Raw genomic sequence first — 18,880 nt, 5'->3', positions numbered from 1 at the left:
ATTCGCGCGCAGTCGTGCGTTGCGCGGTCTCTCGATGCCTTTGTCCAGACCTGAATTGCACTTCGCGCGACATCCAGTCAGCGCCACGTCGCCCGCGCCCGGCGAATAAGCCCGGCTGCGGCTACAATGACTGGTTCTCAAAAAAAGCCGGCGCAAGCCCTTGTCCGCCATGAACCAGACTGCCCAAACTGCCAAGCCTGTCCGTCCCGAGCTCGCCTATACCCGCGGCACGGCGCTGCCCGCGCTGCTCAAGTCGCGCATTCTGATTCTGGACGGCGCAATGGGCACGATGATCCAGCGCTACAAGCTCGACGAAGCGCGCTATCGCGGCGAGCGCTTCAAGGACTACGGGCGCGACATCAAAGGCAACAACGAACTGCTGTCCATCACGCAGCCGCAGATCATCAGCGAGATTCACGAGCAGTATCTGGCTGCGGGCGCCGACATCATCGAGACGAACACGTTCGGCGCGACCACGGTCGCGCAGGCGGACTACGGCATGGAAGCGCTTGCAGTCGAGATGAACCTGCAGTCGGCAAAGCTCGCGCGCGCCGCATGCGACAAGTATTCGACGCCGGACAAGCCGCGCTTCGTAGCAGGCGCGATCGGACCGACGCCGAAGACTGCGAGCATTTCGCCCGACGTGAACGATCCCGGCGCGCGCAACGTCACGTTCGACGAACTGCGCGCGGCCTATTACGAGCAGGCAAAGGCGCTGCTAGAGGGCGGCGCGGACCTGTTTCTCGTCGAAACGATCTTCGACACGCTCAATGCAAAGGCCGCGCTTTTCGCGCTCGACGAACTGTTCGAAAACACCGGCGAACGTTTGCCGATCATGATCTCCGGCACGGTTACCGACGCCTCGGGGCGCATTCTCTCGGGCCAGACCGTCGAGGCATTCTGGAACTCGCTGCGGCATGCAAAGCCGCTCACGTTCGGTCTGAACTGCGCGCTGGGCGCGGCGTTAATGCGCCCTTACATCGCCGAACTTGCAAAGCTCTGCGACACGTATGTGTCGTGCTATCCGAACGCGGGCTTGCCGAATCCAATGAGCGATACGGGATTCGACGAATTGCCGGCCGACACGTCCGGACTGCTCAAGGAATTTGCCGAAGCGGGTCTCGTGAACATCGCGGGCGGCTGCTGCGGTACGACGCCGGAGCACATCGCTGCGATAGCGAAGGCGCTGGCCGAAGTGAAGCCGCGCAAATGGCCGACGCAGTATCGCGACGCCGCCTAAGCGGCGTCCATGCAGACGCACCGCAGACGCAACCGAGCCGCACCTAACGCACGCAATCGACTCGCATATACGCCATGACAGATCACACCATGCGCCTTGCCGGCCTAGAGCCGTTCAACGTCACGTCCGGGACGCTTTTCATCAACGTTGGTGAGCGCACCAACGTGACAGGATCGAAGGCGTTCGCACGAATGATCCTGAACGACCAGTTCGACGAAGCCATTGCCGTCGCGCGCCAGCAGGTGGAGAACGGCGCGCAGGTGATCGACGTGAACATGGACGAGGCGATGCTCGACTCCAAGGCGGCGATGGTCCGCTTCATGAATCTGATCGCGTCGGAGCCGGACATCGCGCGCGTGCCGATCATGATCGACTCGTCGAAGTGGGAAGTGATCGAAGCGGGCCTGAAGTGCGTGCAAGGCAAAGCGATCGTCAACTCCATCTCGCTCAAGGAAGGCGAAGAAGCGTTCCGCCATCACGCGAACCTGATTCGCCGCTACGGCGCGGCCGCCGTCGTCATGGCTTTCGACGAGCAGGGTCAGGCCGACACCTTCGAGCGCAAGACGCAGATTTGCAAGCGCTCGTACGACTTCCTCGTGAACGAAGTGGGCTTTCCGCCGGAAGACATCATCTTCGACCCGAACATCTTCGCGATTGCCACCGGTATCGAAGAACACAACAACTACGCGGTCGATTTCATCAACGCGACGCGCTGGATCAAGGAAAACCTGCCGTACGCGAAGGTGAGCGGCGGCGTGTCGAACGTGTCGTTCTCGTTCCGCGGCAACGATCCGGTGCGCGAGGCGATTCACACCGTGTTCCTGTATCACGCAATTCAGGCCGGCATGGACATGGGCATCGTCAACGCGGGGCAGCTCGGCGTGTATGCCGACCTCGATCCGGAACTGCGCGAACGCGTTGAAGACGTAGTCCTGAACCGTCGCGAGGACGGCACCGACCGCCTGCTCGAAATCGCCGACAAATTCAAGACCGGCGCGGCGAAGAAAGAAGAGAACCTGGAGTGGCGTAACCAGCCGGTCGAGAAGCGCCTGTCGCATGCGCTCGTGCATGGCATTACGAACTTCATCGTCGAAGATACCGAGGAAGTGCGCGCGAAGATCGCGGCCGCAGGCGGCCGTCCGATCAACGTGATCGAAGGCCCGCTGATGGACGGCATGAACATCGTCGGCGACCTCTTCGGTCAGGGCAAGATGTTCCTGCCGCAGGTCGTGAAGTCGGCGCGCGTCATGAAGCAGGCGGTTGCGCACCTGATCCCGTTCATCGAAGAAGAAAAGAAGCAACTTGCGGCCGCGGGCGGCGACGTGCGCGCGAAGGGCAAGATCGTCATTGCGACCGTTAAGGGCGACGTGCACGACATCGGCAAGAACATCGTGTCGGTGGTGCTTCAGTGCAATAACTTCGAAGTGGTCAACATGGGCGTGATGGTTCCATGCAACGACATTCTCGCGAAGGCGAAGGTCGAAGGCGCGGACATCATCGGGCTCTCGGGACTGATCACGCCGAGTCTCGAGGAAATGGCCTACGTCGCGTCGGAAATGCAGCGCGACGACTACTTCCGGGTGAAGAAGATTCCGCTGCTGATCGGCGGCGCAACCACCTCGCGCGTGCACACCGCAGTGAAGATCGCGCCGCATTACGAAGGCCCCGTGGTGTACGTGCCGGACGCGTCGCGTTCGGTGTCCGTCGCTTCGAGTCTGCTGTCTGACGAAGGCGCGACAAAGTATCTCGACGAATTGAAGTCCGACTACGAGCGCATTCGCAATCAGCACGCGAATAAAAAGGCGCTGCCGATGGTCACGCTTGCCGAAGCCCGCGCGAACAAGACGCCGATCGACTGGAAAGGCTATCAGCCGGTCAAGCCCAAGTTTATCGGGCGGCGCGTGTTCAAGAACTTCGATTTGAACGAGCTGGCCAACTACATCGACTGGGGGCCGTTCTTCCAGACTTGGGACCTCGCCGGTCCTTATCCGGCGATCCTGAACGACGAGATCGTCGGCGAATCGGCGCGGCGCGTGTTTTCCGACGGCAAGTCGATGCTCGCGCGCCTGATCCAGGGTCGCTGGCTGCAGGCAAACGGCGTAATCGCGCTGCTGCCCGCCAACACGGTCAACGACGACGACATCGAAATCTACACGGACGAATCGCGCACCGAAGTCGCGCTCACATGGCGCAACCTGCGGCAGCAAAGCGTGCGGCCGGTGGTAGACGGCGTGATGCGCCCGAACCGCTCGCTAGCCGACTTTATTGCGCCGAAGGATTCGGGCGTGGCGGACTACATCGGCATGTTCGCGGTCACGGCGGGTCTCGGCGTCGACGTGAAGGAAAAGCAGTTCGAAAAGGATCACGACGACTACAGCGCAATCATGCTGAAGGCGCTTGCTGACCGTTTCGCCGAAGCCTTTGCCGAAGCGCTGCATGCGCGCGTGCGGCGCGACCTGTGGGGTTACGCCAGCACCGAAAACCTGTCGAGCGACGACCTGATCGCGGAAAAATATCGCGGCATTCGCCCGGCGCCCGGCTATCCGGCGTGCCCGGACCATCTGGTGAAGCGTGACATGTTCGAGGTGCTGCAAGCGGGCGACATCGGCATGAGCGTGACCGAATCGCTCGCCATGCTGCCGGCGGCCAGCGTCTCCGGCTTCTATCTCGCGCACCCGGACAGCACGTATTTCTCGGTGGGCAAGATCGGCCAGGACCAGCTGGAAGACTACGCACAGCGAATGTCGCTTTCGAAGGCGGATGCCGAGCGGGCGTTGGCGCCGTTGCTCTAAGCCGGTAAGAGCCGATCTGCCGGCGTGGCGGGAAACCCACTATATCGGGCGAGAAAGACTGAATATTTGCGGCAACGTAATTTTCGGCTTTGTAGACTGAGGCGGCTTGACCCGCCAGACGCGGCCAAAACGCGTCGGCTCAACTAATTGCAACCGTCGACGGAGAAAATCCTATGAAGAAGCTGGTGCTGTTATTGACTGCTGTTTCGCTTGCCGCGGGCGCTTCGGCGGCGCTCGCGCAAACTGCCGCTCCCGGCGGTTCGAGCGCGGTCAGTTCGTACTCCCCGCCCACGGTCAAACACGTCAAGAAACCGAAGAAGCAAAAAATGAAGAAAGGTGAGTCAGCTTCCGCAGCCGCTCCGGCAGCCGCCAGTCAGTAAGCACGCTGCACGGCCGCTGCGCTTTCGGCCTCGCAACAAAAAAGAGCCCGCGTCAAGCGGGCTCTTTTTTCATTCAGACATGAGGCGCGGGCCGCCGGGCATCAGGTCTGCGGCAGATACAGCGCGCGCATAGCCCTCGCGGTCCGATCGCGTTGGCGCGGCTCGCTCGCGAAATCACAGTCCCCAGACAATGTCTGCGTTCTCTTTTTGCGCTGCGCGCAGCATGTCGAGGAACGGGTAAGCGCGCTGTGCGAGTCCAGGCGGAATCTCGTGATGCTCGTGGCCCTCTTCGCCTTCGTGGAAATGGCCGTCGTGCTCGGCGCGTTCCTGCTTGTCCAAGGTGATGGCCGCTTCGAGTTTGGTGATAGCGTCCGCGAGTTCGGCGTGCGTAATGACGCCTCGTTCACCTAGACGTTTGCCGACAATGCCGACCAGATGCTGTGCCAGATTATTGAGCATGATCACGTCTGGGCAAGCGCGACATTTGAAAGTAATCAGCATGACTGTTCCCTTTTTCGTTATGTTCGATTGACGCGCGAGCGGCGCTCAATGCAGCCGTCAGCACGCGCTCCGTCAGCTCGCCAAAGAGACGCGGCGGCATGGGCCCTTGCTGGGCATCTGATTGAACATATTAGCACCTGCTAAAATCCGTCTGGACGGAAAAGCGCGCCTTGCTGCGCCGAGCGCACAGGTGCAAGCGGCGTAGCCAGCCCGGCCGGTTCGCGCCTGCACGCCGCCGCGGCCATGCCTTTGCAGGGCGTCGCGCAACTCGCTTATTGTGTTGCAGGCTGCGTGCCCGATGGCGCGTCCGTCATGCCGATGCGTTGACGAGCGAACCGCCGCTTTCCACGCTTCTGACGAATCGGCCGTGCCTGCCGCGCGGCCGGCGCCTCTTCCGCATCACCGGATTGCCTCACTGGACTCGCAACAAGCATGCTGCCCGCACATAAACATACTCTTGAAACACTGCTCGCCGACACGGTGAAGCAGGTAGCTCTTGCCACGCAAGGTGCGGCCGAAGCCGCGTTCGTGTCGCCCACCATCGCGCTGGAGCGACCCAAAGTCGCTGCCCATGGCGACGTCGCGTGCAATGTGGCGATGCAACTCGCCAAGCCGCTGCGCGCCAATCCGCGCCAGCTCGCGCAACAGATCGTCGACGCGCTGCTCGCGCAGCCGCAAGCGCGCGGACTCATCGAAGCCGCCGAAGTCGCGGGTCCCGGCTTCATCAACCTGCGCCTCGCCGCCACGGCGAAGCAGGCCGTGATCGCCGCCGTGCTCGCCGAGAAAGAGACATATGGCCGCTCGCAACGCGACGCCGGCAAGCATGTGCTCATCGAATTCGTGTCGGCGAACCCGACCGGACCGCTGCACGTCGGCCACGGCCGCCAGGCCGCGCTCGGCGACGCGCTGTCGAACGTGCTCGCGTCGCAAGGCTGGGACGTGCATCGCGAGTTCTATTACAACGACGCCGGCGTGCAGATCGCAACGCTCGCGCTGTCCACGCAGGCGCGCGCACGCGGTCTCGCTCCGGGCGACGAAGGCTGGCCGGCTTCGGCGTACAACGGCGAGTACATTGCCGACATCGCGAAAGACTATATGAACGGCGTCACGGTATCCGCGAGCGACGGTGAACCCGTCACCGGCGCGGGCGACGTCGAAAACCTCGACGCGATCCGCCGTTTCGCGGTCGCCTACCTGCGCCGCGAGCAGGACATGGACTTGCAGGCGTTCGGCGTGAAGTTCGACCAGTACTATCTGGAGTCGTCGCTTTACACCGAAGGCCGCGTGGAGAAGACCGTGCAAGCGCTGATCGCCGCGGGCAAGACCTACGAGCAGGAAGGCGCCCTCTGGCTGCGCACGACCGACGACGGCGACGACAAAGACCGGGTCATGCGCAAAACCGACGGCACGTACACGTACTTCGTGCCGGACGTCGCGTATCACGTCGCGAAGTGGGAACGCGGCTTCACGAAGGTCATCAACATTCAGGGCTCCGATCACCATGGCACGATCGCGCGTGTGCGCGCCGGCCTGCAAGGCCTCGGCATCGGCATTCCGAAAGGCTACCCGGACTACGTGCTGCACAAGATGGTCACGGTCATGCGCAACGGCGAAGAGGTGAAGATCTCTAAGCGCGCGGGCAGCTATGTGACGGTGCGCGATCTGATCGAATGGTCGGGCGGCGCGACGCCGGGGTCTGAAGCCGCTGTCGATCTGATCGACGAAGAAACGATTCGCCGTGGCCGCGACGCTGTGCGTTTCTTCCTGATTTCGCGCAAGGCGGATACCGAGTTCGTCTTCGACATCGACCTCGCGTTGAAACAAAATGACGAAAACCCCGTGCACTACGTGCAATATGCACATGCCCGGATCTGCTCCGTGATAGCCGAATGCAAGGCCCGCTACAGCGGCGATCAAAGTACTGACGAAAGCGCGCTTGCCAGCGTCGACCTCGCGCCGCTCACGAGCGAGCGCTCAATGGCTTTGCTGAACAAGCTCGCCGAGTTCCCGGACATGCTCCAACATGCCGCCGACGAACTCGCGCCGCACGCGGTCGCGTTCTATCTGCGCGACCTCGCCGGGGAATTCCACTCGTTCTACAATGACAAAGCCGAGCGCGTGCTGGTCGACGATGCCGCCGAACGCAATGCACGCGTCGCGCTGCTGGCGGCCACGCGTCAGGTGCTCGCCAACGGTCTTGCAATCATCGGCGTCTCCGCTCCAGTCAAGATGTAAGTCCTCCGGCGCAACATGTATGCGGCCGTCGTTATAATCGGCGGCCGTTCCAGGATTCTTTTTGCAGGTAATTCGTACGATGGCAAAACCACGCCGCACAACAAAGCAATCGAAACAAACCGGGGGCACTTTTCTCGGCATCGTGCTGGGCCTCATCGTCGGCCTTGCGATCGCGGTAGTGGTGGCGCTTTATATCACCCGTGCGCCTACGCCGTTCGTCTCGAAGGTGGCGCCGCCTGCTGCATCCGATTCGGGCGCAAGCCAGGCGCAATACGATCCGAACCGTCCGCTGCAAGGCAAGACGCCGGGTCAGCCGGTGCCGCAAGCGGCACAACCCGCGCCGCCGAATACCGCGCCTGGCCAGACCAACTCGCAGACGCAGTCGGGCATGCTGGAGCAGCCTCAGATCATCGAAGTGCCGCCGACCATCGGCAATAATCCGAACGCCAACTCGAACGGCACCGCGGTCGCTCCGAAGCCGGCTCAGGATAACGGCAGCAGCACCACCGCCGCCGCGCCCGCGAAGAAGCCGCAAGCTACCAGCGCGCCAGCAGCCACGGCTGCGGGTTCGGCGCCGAAAAGCACGTCGTCGGCCACGGCCGCAAATGGCAAACCGGGTTCGGGCCCAGCCCCGGCGCCGGCCGACGCGAACACCGGCTACTTCCTGCAAGTGGGCGCGTACAAGACCGCTGCCGACGCCGAACAGCAACGCGCGCGTCTCGCGTTCCAGGGCTTCGAGTCGAAGGTCACGCAGCGCGACGCAGGCGGCGTCACGTACTATCGCGTACGTATCGGACCGTTTTCGAAGTTCGAGGACATGAACGCGAACCGTCAGCGCCTGTCCGACGCGGGCGTGGACACAGCGGTCATCCGTTTCACCAAACAATAACAGCGAGCGATCCGCCGGCTGCGCCGCCGCCGAACTATCGGTGTGCGGCGCCTGTCACAGGAATCGCGAGCAAGATAAGCATGATTGAGCACGACGGACGATAGAACCGTCGAACGCCGATTTTAAAAACGGTGACGGGCATTTGCGTGGCGCCACTGTTTTACGCCTACCTGGGTCAACAAAACATGAAAAAACTGCTGAGCATTCTGTTCCTCTCGCTTGGGCTCGTTGCAGCCACGGCGCACGCATCGCCGACGGCGCCGGTCGCGGGCAAGGACTACACGGTGTTGCCGAGCGCGCAGCCCACCGACGTGCCCGCCGGCAAGATCGAAGTCACCGAATTCTTCTGGTACGGCTGCCCGCACTGCAATGAATTCAACCCGTACCTCGAAGCATGGGTGAAGAAGCAAGGTGCCGACGTGGTTTTCAAGCGCGTGCCGGTTGCCTTCCGCGACGATTTCATTCCGCACTCCAAGATGTATCACGCGCTCGACGCACTGGGTCTCGCCACGCAACTCACGCCGAAAGTCTTCAACGAAATCCACGTCAATAAAGACTATCTGCTGACGCCGGAAGATCAGGCCAAATTCCTCGCGAAAAACGGCGTCGATCCGAAGAAGTACATGGACGCGTACAACTCTTTCTCGACGCAAAGCGCGTTGCAGAAAGACAAGAAGCTGCTCGACGACTACAAGATCGACGGCGTGCCGACTATCGCGGTCCAGGGCAAGTATGAAACCGGCCCGGCCGCCACCAATAGCCTGCCTGGCACCGTACAGGTGCTCGACTACCTGGTCCAGCAGGTTCGCGCAAAGAAGATGTAAAACCCGAGGCGCCGGAATGAGTTCACCGTTGAAAGTTTTCATTACCGGCGCGTCAAGTGGAATCGGCCTCGCGCTCGCCGCCGAATATGCGCGGCGCGGCGCGATTCTCGGCCTCGTTGCCCGCCGCGGCGACGCCCTTGCTGCCTTCCAGCGGTCTCATCCGCAGAACCCCATTTCCATCTATTCCGTCGACGTCCGCGACGCCGAGGCGCTCGCCGATGCCGCCGCGCAATTCATCGCGCAGCACGGCGTGCCGGACATCGTGATCGCCAATGCAGGCGTGAGCCGCGGCGCGGTCACCGGACAAGGCGACCTGCGCACGTTCCGTGAGGTGATGGACGTCAACTACTTCGGCGTGGTCGCCACATTCGAGCCGTTCGCCGCGCCCATGATCGCGGCCAGGCGCGGAACGTTGGTCGGCATTGCCAGCGTAGCTGGCGTGCGCGGTTTGCCCGGCTCGGGTGCGTATAGCGCGTCGAAAACCGCGGCGGCGAAGTATCTTGAAGCGCTGCGCGTCGAGATGCGTCCGCTCGGCGTCGGCGTGGTCACGATCGCGCCCGGCTATGTCCGCACGCCGATGACCGCGCACAATCCGTACAGCATGCCCTTCCTGATGGACGCGGATCGTTTTGCCGCCAAGGCCGCGCATGCGATCGAGCGTCGCACGGCTTACGCTGTGTTCCCCTGGCAGATGCGCGTGGTGGCAATGCTGCTGCATATAGCGCCACGCTGGCTCTATGACCGCGTGTTCGAACGCGCGCCGCGCAAGCCGCGCGCCGTCGCCGAGTAAATCATGTCACTGCGTGCGGTCGATGCAACCGGCGTCGCGCACGAGAAAGCGGGTGCCGGCGCGCGCATCGTCTCGCTAGTGCCGAGCATCACCGAATTGCTGTTTGCTCTCGGCCTCGAACGGCAAATCGTTGGGCGCACCGGCTTCTGCGTGCATCCGCACGACAAGGTTCGCAACGTACCCAAGGTCGGCGGCACGAAAGCGGTAAATATCGAAACGATTCGCGCGCTGCAACCTACGCATCTGATCGTCAATATCGACGAGAACGAGCGCGACACCGTCGAGCAGTTGCGCGCGTTCGTGCCGCATGTCGTCGTCACGCATCCGCAGACACCGCACGACAACCTTTCGCTATACGCGCTCCTAGGCGCGATTTTCGATCGGGATAAGGAAGCGCAGCGTCTCGCCGCAATGCTCGAAGCGCGTCTGCGCGAGGCCGCTTCACGCGCGTTTGCTGTGCAGAACGTGCTGTATCTGATCTGGCGCGAACCCTGGATGACCGTCGCGCGCGACACTTACATTTCCGCGATGCTGAGCCTCGTGAACTGGCACACGCTACCCGCCGTGCAAGGCGGAAGCGCGGGCGCGGCCCGCTATCCGGCGTTCGATTTCGACCGCTCGCCGTGGCTTGCCGGCGTCGACCGTATTCTGCTCTCAAGCGAGCCATATCGCTTCACGCAAGCGCATTGCGATGCGCTCAAACGAGATCCGCGAATGGCCGGCAAGCGCATTGAGTTGATCGATGGCGAGATGGTGTCGTGGTACGGCGTGCGCGCTATCGACGGCATCGCTTATCTGGTGAAGCAGGCCGGGTCTGCGTGAACCCGCGGCGCCGATTCCATATGAATATGCGGATTATGTTGTTGTCGCCGCAACGGCCCTTCGATAAGCTTTCGCGAAGGCCGGCGCGCGCCTGGTCCGTCAGTTGATCGCGTGGTTGATCCCGACTGATGCCGGTCATGCGCGAGCGCTGGAAACGTATCAAAATGAAGTCGACGGCCACGCCGCCGTCGCCCGTCAACGGAACATAACCAGAAACCAGACGCACTGCCTGACTGCGCTTGTTATCGGAGATCTTATGCGCTTCAAACTGCTCGCAGCCGCCGTACTGTTCACAGCGCCCGCGCTCGTGCTCGCCAAACCGCTGACCGTCTGCACCGAGTCGAGCCCCGACGGCTTCGATGTCGTGCAGTTCAACTCGCTCGTCACGACCAATGCGTCGGCTGATGTAATTTTCAATTCGCTGGTCTCATACGACGAAGCCGCAAAGAAAGTGGTGCCGTCGCTAGCCGACAAATGGGACGTGAGCGCGGACGGCCTCACCTACACGTTCCACCTGCGCCCGAACGTGCAGTTTCAGACCACGGACTACTTCAAGCCGAGCCGGCCGCTGAACGCCGACGACGTCGTCTTCACGTTCGACCGCATGCTGAACGACAGCAACCCGTGGCATAAGGTGGCGGGCGCGAGCGGCTTCCCGCATGCGCAGTCGATGGGATTGCCGAAGCTCATCAAGTCGATCAGCAAGGTCGACGACAACACCGTCAAGTTCGAACTTAACGCGCCGGACGCGACCTTCGTGTCGATCCTCACCATGGGCTTCGCCTCGATCTATTCCGCCGAGTACGCGGATCAGTTGCTTAAAGCCGGCAAGCAGGTCGATCTGAACTCGAAGCCTATCGGCACGGGTCCGTTCGAGCTCAAGAGCTACACGAAAGACGCGGTGATCCGTTATGACGCGAATCCGTCCTACTGGGGCACGAAACCGAAGATAGACCGTCTGATCTACTCAATTACGCCAGACGCCACGGTGCGCGCGCAGAAGGTGAAGGCGGGCGAATGCCAGATTGCGTTGTCGCCGAAGCCGCAGGATCTTGCCGACGCAAAAGGCGACAAGTCGCTCGCCATCGTGCAGACGCCTGCATTCATGACCGCGTTCGTCGCGTTGAACACGCAGAAAAAGCCGCTCGACAATCAGAAAGTGCGCGCCGCTTTGAACATGGCGTTCGACCGCACCACGTATCTGAAGACCGTCTTCGACAACACCGCGACGCCCGCGGTCAATCCGTATCCGCCGAATACGTGGAGCTATGACAAGGCAGTGAAGGCGTGGCCGTACGATCCCGCGAAGGCCAAAAAGCTGCTCGCCGACGCGGGCTATCCGAACGGCTTCGAAACGACGATCTGGGTGCGCCCGAATGGCAGCGTGCTGAATCCGAATCCGAAGGCGGGCGCCGAACTGCTTCAAGCGGACTTCGCCAAGATCGGCGTGAAGGCGGACGTGAAAGTGATCGAATGGGGCGAACTGATCAAGCAGGCCAAGCAGGGCCAGCATGATTCACTATTCATGGGATGGGCCGGCGACAACGGCGACCCGGACAATTATCTGTCGCCGCTCTTTAGCTGCAACGCGGTGAAGTCGGGCATCAACTTCGCGCGCTTCTGTAATGAGGATCTGGACAAGCTCATCGCCGACGGCAAGGCCACGCCCGATCAAGCCAAACGCGCGAAAGCGTATCAGGCCGCGCAGCAGATCATCCACGATCAGGCGCTGTGGATTCCGCTCGGCTATCCGACCGCCTCGGCTATCACGCGAACCAACGTGAGCGGTTATCACGTGAGTCCGTTTGGACGACAGAACTTTGGAACGGTGGCGGTGCAGTAGTCACTCGCTGCGCTCTGAAACGTAGAAAAAGCCCGGATGCGAAAGCACCGGGCTTTTTTATCGACATCTCAAACGAGGCGAACCATCACGCCGAAAAGCGCATCACCCCATCCGCATCCAGCCTGCGCTTCAACGCGCCCGCCAGCCACAGTAGATGCAAGTGTGCGAGCGCCTCGCCCATCGCGAACGTCAACTGGTGGATATCGAGTTCGCGCTTGAACATCAGCGGAACGATATCTGCCGCGCTTTGCGGCTTTTGCGCACACGCTTCGCGGACTTCGGCGAGACGCGCATCGTGATGTTCGCGCAACTGCCTCACGCGCGTACGCACGCCGCGAAACGGCTTGCCATGCGACGGCAGCGCGAGCGTGTCCTCGGGCATTGCTTCGTAGCGCGCAAGCGATTCCAGATACAGCGCGAGCGGCGAGCCCTCCGGTTCCATCGCGAACACTGACACGTTCGTCGATATGCGCGGCAAAACCATGTCGCCGGAGATCAGCACGCCGATCTCCTCGCAATGCAACGCGCAATGCTCCGGCGAGTGACCGAAGCCCGTCACCACGCGCCACGTCTTGCCTCCGATCCTGACGGCATCCGCTTCGCGCAAGCGCCGGTATTGGTCGGGGACTTCAGGCACCAGATTCGCGTAGTAGCTTTGTCGGCTGCGCAGCTTGTCGAGCGACGCCTCGTCGGTCACGCCATGCAGCGCAAAGTGGCGCGCAGCGCCCTCGCCGCCCGCGTTCGAGCCGTCGCCCGCCGCCATCACGCGAGCCTGCATGTATTCGCCGAGCGTCATCCATAGCCGGGCGTCCCAGCGCTTCTTGTCCCCGCCGCTGCAAACCCAGTGCGCAAGACCGACGTGGTCCGGATGGCAATGCGTGACGATCACGCGCAGCACCGGCAAACCGCCGAGCACGGACTCGAACACTTTCTCCCAGTTTTCCTTGATCGCGTCGGACGCGATCCCGCAATCGACCACCGTCCATCCGTCCTGACCGTCGATCTGATCGCGCAGCAGCCAGAGATTGATATGGTCGAGCGCAAACGGCAGCGGCATGCGTAGCCAGAAGACGCCGGGCACGACTTCCTGCGCGTGGCCGGGTTCGGGCAATGTGTCTTTGAACGGATAGTCGAGTTGATGTTCGAGCGCATTCATTTCGGATGTCTTCCTCCACGCGTTCCGCGTACTTGCCGCAGGTTGCATTCAACCCAAGTTGACGATAACGTAAACGTCGATTCTATCGTTCAATCCGATTTTTTGCCCGGCTACTGAATGTCCCGATGAACACGCAATACACGATCACCGAGCTCGCCCGGGAGTTCGACGTCACACCGCGCGCGATCCGTTTCTACGAAGATCAGGGTTTACTCTCACCGAGCCGCGAAGGTTCGAGCGGCTTGCGGCGCGTCTACTCGGGCCGCGACCGCACGCGGCTCAAGCTCACGCTGCGCGGCAAACGGCTCGGTTTCACGCTCTCCGAGATTCGCGATCTGCTGGACGTATATGAATCGCCGACTGACACGGTGCCGCAACTGCAAGCGTTTCTCGCCACGGTCGCCCGTCATCGCGACGTGCTGGAGCGCCAACTGGAAGACCTGAACGCGACGCTCGAAGACCTCGCGCAATATGAAGCTCAGGCGCGGGCGCTGCTCGAGAACGGCACGCACAAAGCAAGTGAAGCCAAGCCCGCGTAAGCAGGCGGAGAACCGCCGCCGAGCAGTTTTTTTACCGCAAGTTGAGCCGTGTAACGATGAGGAACAGGAGCATTGAGCGGAGTTAGTCGGAAAAGTCGGCGAATGCCCTGCAACGCTCCCGTGGCGGCGGGTCATCAACCGGTTGGCGCAATGCGTTGAGGGCGCACTCGAACGATACAATCACGGGTGTCTTCACGACATGAGACGAATGCACGGTCGACATGAATCACTTCCCCAAACTGTTGTCGTCGCAAATCGGCTTTGACGTCGCGGAAACGCTGCTCGAAGGATTCAACCGGCACTACCGGATCTTTCGCGACGCGGCGATCCACGCCAAGGCGCTGTTCGAAACCGGCGACTGGCACGGTCTACAAAAGCTGGCCCGCGAGCGCATTACGTCATACGACGATCGCGTGGAAGAATGCGTCGCGCTGCTCGAAGACGAGTACGACGCGGAGAATATCGACAGCGAAGTGTGGCAACAGATCAAGCTGCACTACATTGGGCTGCTGACCACGCATCGTCAGCCCGAGTGCGCGGAAACGTTCTTCAATTCCGTCTGCTGCAAAATCCTGCATCGCTCGTATTTCAACAACGACTTCATCTTCGTGCGCCCGGCGATCTCGACCGAATACATCGAGAACGACGAACCCGCGGCAAAGCCTACCTACCGTGCGTACTATCCCGGCAAGGACGGCCTCGCCGCCACGCTCGAGCGCATCGTCACGAATTTCCAACTGGAGCCGCCGTTCGAAGATCTGACGCGCGACGTCGGCTGCGTAATGCAGACCATTCACGACTCGTTCGGTACATTCGACGAAGCACCGAACTTCCAGATTCATGTGCTTTCGTCGCTGTTCTTCCGCAACAAGTCGGCGTATATCGTCGGCAGAATTATCAACGGCGATATGCTGCTGCCGTTCGCGGTGCCGCTGCGCCATGTGCAGCCCGGCTTGCTCGCGCTGGATACCGTGCTGCTCAAGCGCGAACAGTTGCTGATCATTTTCAGCTTCTCGCACTCGTACTTTCTGGTGGATATGGAAGTACCGTCCGCCTACGTGGAATTCCTCGGCACCATCATGCCGGGCAAACCGAAGGCCGAGATCTACACGTCGGTCGGCTTGCAGAAGCAGGGCAAGAATCTGTTCTATCGCGACTTGCTGCATCACCTGTCGCATTCGAGCGATCAGTTCATCATCGCGCCGGGCATCAAAGGGCTCGTGATGCTGGTGTTCACGCTGCCTTCGTTTCCATATGTGTTCAAGCTGATCAAGGACAACTTCCCGCCGCCGAAAGAAACCACGCGCGCAAAGATCCAGGAGAAATATCAGCTCGTCAAACGGCACGACCGCCTGGGCCGCATGGCAGACACGCTCGAATATTCGAGCGTCGCGCTGCCCCTTTCGCGGCTCGACGAAGCGCTCTTACGCGAACTGGAAAAGGAAGTGCCGTCGCTGCTCGAATACGACGGCGACAATCTCGTGATTCGCCATATGTACATCGAACGTCGCATGGTGCCGCTCAATCTGTTCCTGCAAAACGGCAGCGACAACGACGTCGATCACGGCATCAAGGAATATGGCAACGCGGTGAAAGAACTGATGCAGGCGAACATTTTCCCCGGCGACATGCTGTACAAGAACTTCGGCGTGACGCGCCACGGCCGTGTCGTGTTTTACGACTACGACGAGATCGAATATCTGACCGATTGCAACGTGCGCGCGGTGCCCGCGCCGCGTAACGAAGAAGACGAGATGTCGGGCGAGCCGTGGTACTCGGTCGGCCCGCACGACATTTTCCCGGAGACGTATGGCACTTTCCTGCTCGGCGACCCACGCGTGCGCCGCTCGTTTCTGCAGCATCACGCCGACTTCTTCGATCCCGCGCTGTGGCAAACGCACAAAGACCATCTACTGAAGGGCGAATTGCCCGATTTTTTCCCGTACGACAGCAACGTGCGCTTCTGTATCCGCTATCCGGAACGCTTTGCCGATACGGCATTCAACGCACCGAATGCTCGGGACGCCGCGCAAGCGCCAGAGAACGAGCGCAGCGTAAGAGTCGCATAACGGCTCGCACGCCGCACGAATGACGCTCGTACGACACCGAAATCAACGTAACGACCCGGCCGCTCAAACGGTCGAATAACCGCCAAGACGCTTTATGAACACGAACGCTTCTAACCCCGCTCACCCGCTCGCTCATCTGTTCGACAACAACGACGCGTGGGTTGCCCGCAAACTGTCCGAAGACCCCGAGTACTTTTCGCGCCTTGCGCACCAGCAGACGCCCGAGTATCTGTGGATCGGCTGCTCCGATTCGCGCGTGCCGGCCAACCAGATCATCGGCTTGCCGCCGGGCGAAGTGTTCGTGCATAGAAACATCGCAAACGTAGTGGTGCACACCGATCTGAACTGTTTGTCGGTGATCCAGTTCGCCGTCGATCTGCTGAAGGTCAAGCACATCATGGTGGTCGGCCACTATGGCTGTTCGGGCGTGGGCGCGGCATTGCACGGCCGCCGCGTGGGCCTCGCCGATAACTGGCTGCATCACGTGCAGGACGTGCGGGCGAAGCATGCCGCGCTGCTCGACGAATGGCCGCTCGGCGAAGCGCGTCACCGGCGTCTAGTCGAACTGAACGCTCTCGAACAAGTGGTGAACGTGTGCCGCACGACCATCATCAACGATGCATGGGCGCGCGGCCAGGAACTCACGGTGCACGGCTGGGCGTACGGCGTGCACGACGGCAAGGTGCGCGACCTCGGCATGACGATCAACAACGCGGCCGCGCTCGATGAAACTTACCAGCGTTGCGTCGCCGCCGTGTCGGCAAGCCGCGCGCATCAGGCGGACAACGACGTGGTCGCCGCCGATGCGGCCCAGCTTGGCGACGTGCCGGCTATCGTCGAAGGTGTGATCAAGGAGCTAAAACATGAGTGAGACAAACATGAACGGCACAACGGCTGATCCCGTTGTAATCGTGAGCGCTGCGCGCACGCCGATGGCCGCGTTCCAAGGCGATTTCGCGTCGCTGACTGCGCCGCAACTCGGCTCGGTGGCGATCGAAGCCGCGGTTCAACGCGCGGGCCTCAAGCCCGAGCAGATCGACGAGGTGGTGATGGGCTGTGTGCTGCCGGCCGGCCTCGGCCAGGCGCCCGCACGACAGGCCGCGCTCGGCGCCGGCTTGCCCCTTGCAACCGGCAGCACCACGGTCAACAAGATGTGCGGCTCCGGCATGCGCGCGGCGATGTTCGCGCACGACATGCTGGCCGCCGGCTCGGTCGACGTGATCGTCGCGGGCGGCATGGAGAGCATGACGAATGCGCCGTACCTGTTGCCGAAGGCGCGCGGCGGCATGCGCATGGGCCACGGCCAGGTGATTGACCACATGTTCTACGACGGCCTTGAAGACGCGTACGAAAAAGGCCGCCTGATGGGCACGTTCGCGGAAGAATGCGCGGCTTCGTTCGACTTCACGCGCGACGCGCAAGACGCATTCGCCGTCGAATCGCTGAACCGCGCGAAGCGCGCGAACGAAGATGGCTCGTTCGCCTGGGAAATCGCGCCGGTGAAGGTTGAGAGCCGCAAAGGCGAAGTCACCATCGACCGTGACGAACAGCCGTTCAAGGCGAACCTCGAAAAGATTCCGACGCTTAAGCCCGCATTCAGCAAAACCGGCACGGTGACGGCAGCAAACTCGTCGTCGATTTCGGACGGCGCCGCGGCCCTTGTGATGATGCGCGAATCGACGGCAAAGCGTCTCGGCGTCACGCCGATTGCGCGCGTAGTCGGCCACTCCACTTTCGCGCAGGAGCCGGCGAAATTCACCACTGCGCCGGTCGGCGCGATCCGCAAGCTGTTCGAGAAGAACGGCTGGCGCGCCGACGAAGTCGATCTGTACGAAGTCAACGAAGCGTTTGCCGTGGTGACCATGGCGGCAATGAAAGAGCACAAGCTGCCGCACGACAAGGTCAACGTGCACGGCGGCGCATGCGCGCTCGGCCATCCGATCGGCGCATCGGGCGCACGTATTCTCGTCACGCTGATCGGCGCGCTGAAACAGCGCGGCGGCAAGCGCGGCGTCGCGACCCTGTGCATCGGCGGCGGCGAAGCGACTGCAATGGGTATCGAATTGATTTGACGCGTAGTACGCACGTTCAAGCGTGTCACTTGGTCTGAGGTGAATCATGAAGACAGTGTTGATCGTCGGTGCATCGCGCGGCATCGGCCAGGAGTTTGTCCGGCAGTACAAACATAGTGGCTGGCGGGTGCTCGCCACAGCGCGCGACGGCGCCGCGCTCGACAACCTCACTCAGCTTGGCGCGCAAACCTATTCCGTCGACGTGACCGAGCCGGAGGATATCGCCGCGCTCGGCTGGAAGCTCGATGGCGAGCATGTGGACGTTGCCATCGTCGTGTCGGGCGTGTACGGCCCGCGCACCGAAGGCATCGAAACCATCACCGCCGAAGACTTCGACCATGTCATGCACACCAACGTGCGCGGCCCGATGCAGCTCATGCCGATCCTGCTGCCGCTCGTCGAAGAATCAGGCGGCGTGCTCGCGGTGATCTCGAGCAAGATGGGCAGCATCGGCGAAACGAGCGGTACGAGCGGCTGGCTGTATCGCGTGAGCAAGGCGGCGTTGAACGACGCGCTCAAACTCGCGTCGCTCGACGCGCAGCGCGCCACGTGTGTGTCGTTGCATCCCGGCTGGGTGCAAACCGACATGGGCGGCGCGCAGGCGGCGATCGACCCCACGCGCAGCGTCGCCGGCATGCGCGAGGTGCTCAAGCAGGCCGCCGCGTCGCGCGAAGCGTTCAATGGCCGTTTTTATCAATACGACGGCACGCCGCTGGAATGGTGAGGAG

Annotated in this window: 16 protein-coding genes; 14 read left to right on the top strand and 2 right to left on the bottom strand. The window is 61.8% G+C overall.

Going from position 1 to position 18,880, the window contains the following annotated elements; all coding sequences use genetic code 11:
* Positions 1–169 precede the first annotated feature (169 nt).
* The 3 genes from OH764_RS01115 (at position 170) to OH764_RS01105 (ending at position 4,412) form a co-directional block, all read left to right on the top strand.
* Complete coding sequence (locus OH764_RS01115; RefSeq protein ID WP_498847737.1) at positions 170–1,240, top strand: homocysteine S-methyltransferase family protein; 1,071 nt, start codon at positions 170–172, stop codon at positions 1,238–1,240.
* 74 nt (positions 1,241–1,314) lie between these two features.
* Positions 1,315–4,032, top strand: coding sequence for a homocysteine S-methyltransferase family protein (metH, locus tag OH764_RS01110; RefSeq protein WP_498847736.1), 2,718 nt, complete (start codon positions 1,315–1,317; stop codon positions 4,030–4,032).
* Positions 4,033–4,205: 173 nt separating this feature from the next.
* Complete coding sequence (locus tag OH764_RS01105) at positions 4,206–4,412, top strand: acid-shock protein (RefSeq protein ID WP_498847735.1); 207 nt, start codon at positions 4,206–4,208, stop codon at positions 4,410–4,412.
* A gap of 174 nt (positions 4,413–4,586) precedes the next feature.
* Here OH764_RS01105 and OH764_RS01100 read toward each other — a convergent pair whose 3' ends face one another.
* Positions 4,587–4,913, bottom strand: coding sequence for a DUF1840 domain-containing protein (locus tag OH764_RS01100; RefSeq protein ID WP_498847734.1), 327 nt, complete (start codon positions 4,911–4,913; stop codon positions 4,587–4,589).
* A 432-nt stretch (positions 4,914–5,345) separates the two neighbouring features.
* Here OH764_RS01100 and argS point away from each other — a divergent pair, with 432 nt between their 5' ends.
* From argS to OH764_RS01070, 6 genes are all read left to right on the top strand, one after another.
* Positions 5,346–7,148: an arginine--tRNA ligase gene (argS, locus tag OH764_RS01095; protein WP_481368573.1), complete on the top strand. Its 1,803-nt coding sequence runs from the start codon at positions 5,346–5,348 to the stop codon at positions 7,146–7,148.
* A 61-nt stretch (positions 7,149–7,209) separates the two neighbouring features.
* Entirely contained in the window at positions 7,210–8,037 is an 828-nt protein-coding gene (locus OH764_RS01090; protein WP_498847733.1) for an SPOR domain-containing protein, read from the top strand.
* Positions 8,038–8,222: 185 nt separating this feature from the next.
* On the top strand, positions 8,223–8,861 hold the full coding sequence (locus OH764_RS01085) for a thiol:disulfide interchange protein DsbA/DsbL (protein ID WP_498847732.1): 639 nt from the start codon (positions 8,223–8,225) through the stop codon (positions 8,859–8,861).
* 16 nt (positions 8,862–8,877) lie between these two features.
* Positions 8,878–9,651, top strand: a complete 774-nt coding sequence (locus OH764_RS01080) for an SDR family oxidoreductase (protein WP_498847731.1) — start codon at positions 8,878–8,880, stop codon at positions 9,649–9,651.
* A gap of 3 nt (positions 9,652–9,654) precedes the next feature.
* Complete coding sequence (locus OH764_RS01075; protein ID WP_498847730.1) at positions 9,655–10,473, top strand: cobalamin-binding protein; 819 nt, start codon at positions 9,655–9,657, stop codon at positions 10,471–10,473.
* A 256-nt stretch (positions 10,474–10,729) separates the two neighbouring features.
* On the top strand, positions 10,730–12,316 hold the full coding sequence (locus tag OH764_RS01070; RefSeq protein ID WP_498847729.1) for an ABC transporter substrate-binding protein: 1,587 nt from the start codon (positions 10,730–10,732) through the stop codon (positions 12,314–12,316).
* An 85-nt stretch (positions 12,317–12,401) separates the two neighbouring features.
* Here the strand turns inward: OH764_RS01070 and OH764_RS01065 are convergent, their stop codons facing one another.
* Complete coding sequence (locus OH764_RS01065; protein ID WP_498847728.1) at positions 12,402–13,472, bottom strand: MBL fold metallo-hydrolase; 1,071 nt, start codon at positions 13,470–13,472, stop codon at positions 12,402–12,404.
* 125 nt (positions 13,473–13,597) lie between these two features.
* On the opposite strand from OH764_RS01065, the gene OH764_RS01060 reads away from it, so the two are divergent.
* From OH764_RS01060 to OH764_RS01040, 5 genes are all read left to right on the top strand, one after another.
* A complete protein-coding gene (locus OH764_RS01060) occupies positions 13,598–14,011 on the top strand; it encodes a MerR family transcriptional regulator (protein ID WP_498847727.1) in 414 nt (137 codons plus the stop codon).
* Between the two features lie 221 nt (positions 14,012–14,232).
* Complete coding sequence (gene aceK, locus OH764_RS01055) at positions 14,233–16,080, top strand: bifunctional isocitrate dehydrogenase kinase/phosphatase (protein ID WP_498847726.1); 1,848 nt, start codon at positions 14,233–14,235, stop codon at positions 16,078–16,080.
* Between the two features lie 94 nt (positions 16,081–16,174).
* Positions 16,175–16,951 (top strand): carbonate dehydratase, encoded by a 777-nt coding sequence (gene can, locus OH764_RS01050; protein ID WP_027780080.1) that lies wholly within the window; start codon positions 16,175–16,177, stop codon positions 16,949–16,951.
* On the top strand, positions 16,944–18,152 hold the full coding sequence (locus OH764_RS01045; protein ID WP_027780079.1) for an acetyl-CoA C-acetyltransferase: 1,209 nt from the start codon (positions 16,944–16,946) through the stop codon (positions 18,150–18,152). The genes can and OH764_RS01045 overlap by 8 nt, the downstream gene beginning before the upstream one ends.
* 46 nt (positions 18,153–18,198) lie before the next feature.
* The gene (locus OH764_RS01040) at positions 18,199–18,876 is read left to right on the top strand and encodes an SDR family oxidoreductase (RefSeq protein ID WP_498847725.1); all 678 of its coding nucleotides are present in this window, start codon (positions 18,199–18,201) and stop codon (positions 18,874–18,876) included.
* Positions 18,877–18,880: the final 4 nt, after the last annotated feature.

The sequence above is a fragment of the Burkholderia sp. M6-3 genome, from assembly GCF_050858985.1.
Taxonomy (GTDB): Bacteria; Pseudomonadota; Gammaproteobacteria; order Burkholderiales; family Burkholderiaceae; genus Paraburkholderia; species Paraburkholderia caledonica.
Note: the sequence above shows the minus strand (reverse complement) of the source record. Positions and strands in the feature narration are given on the sequence as shown.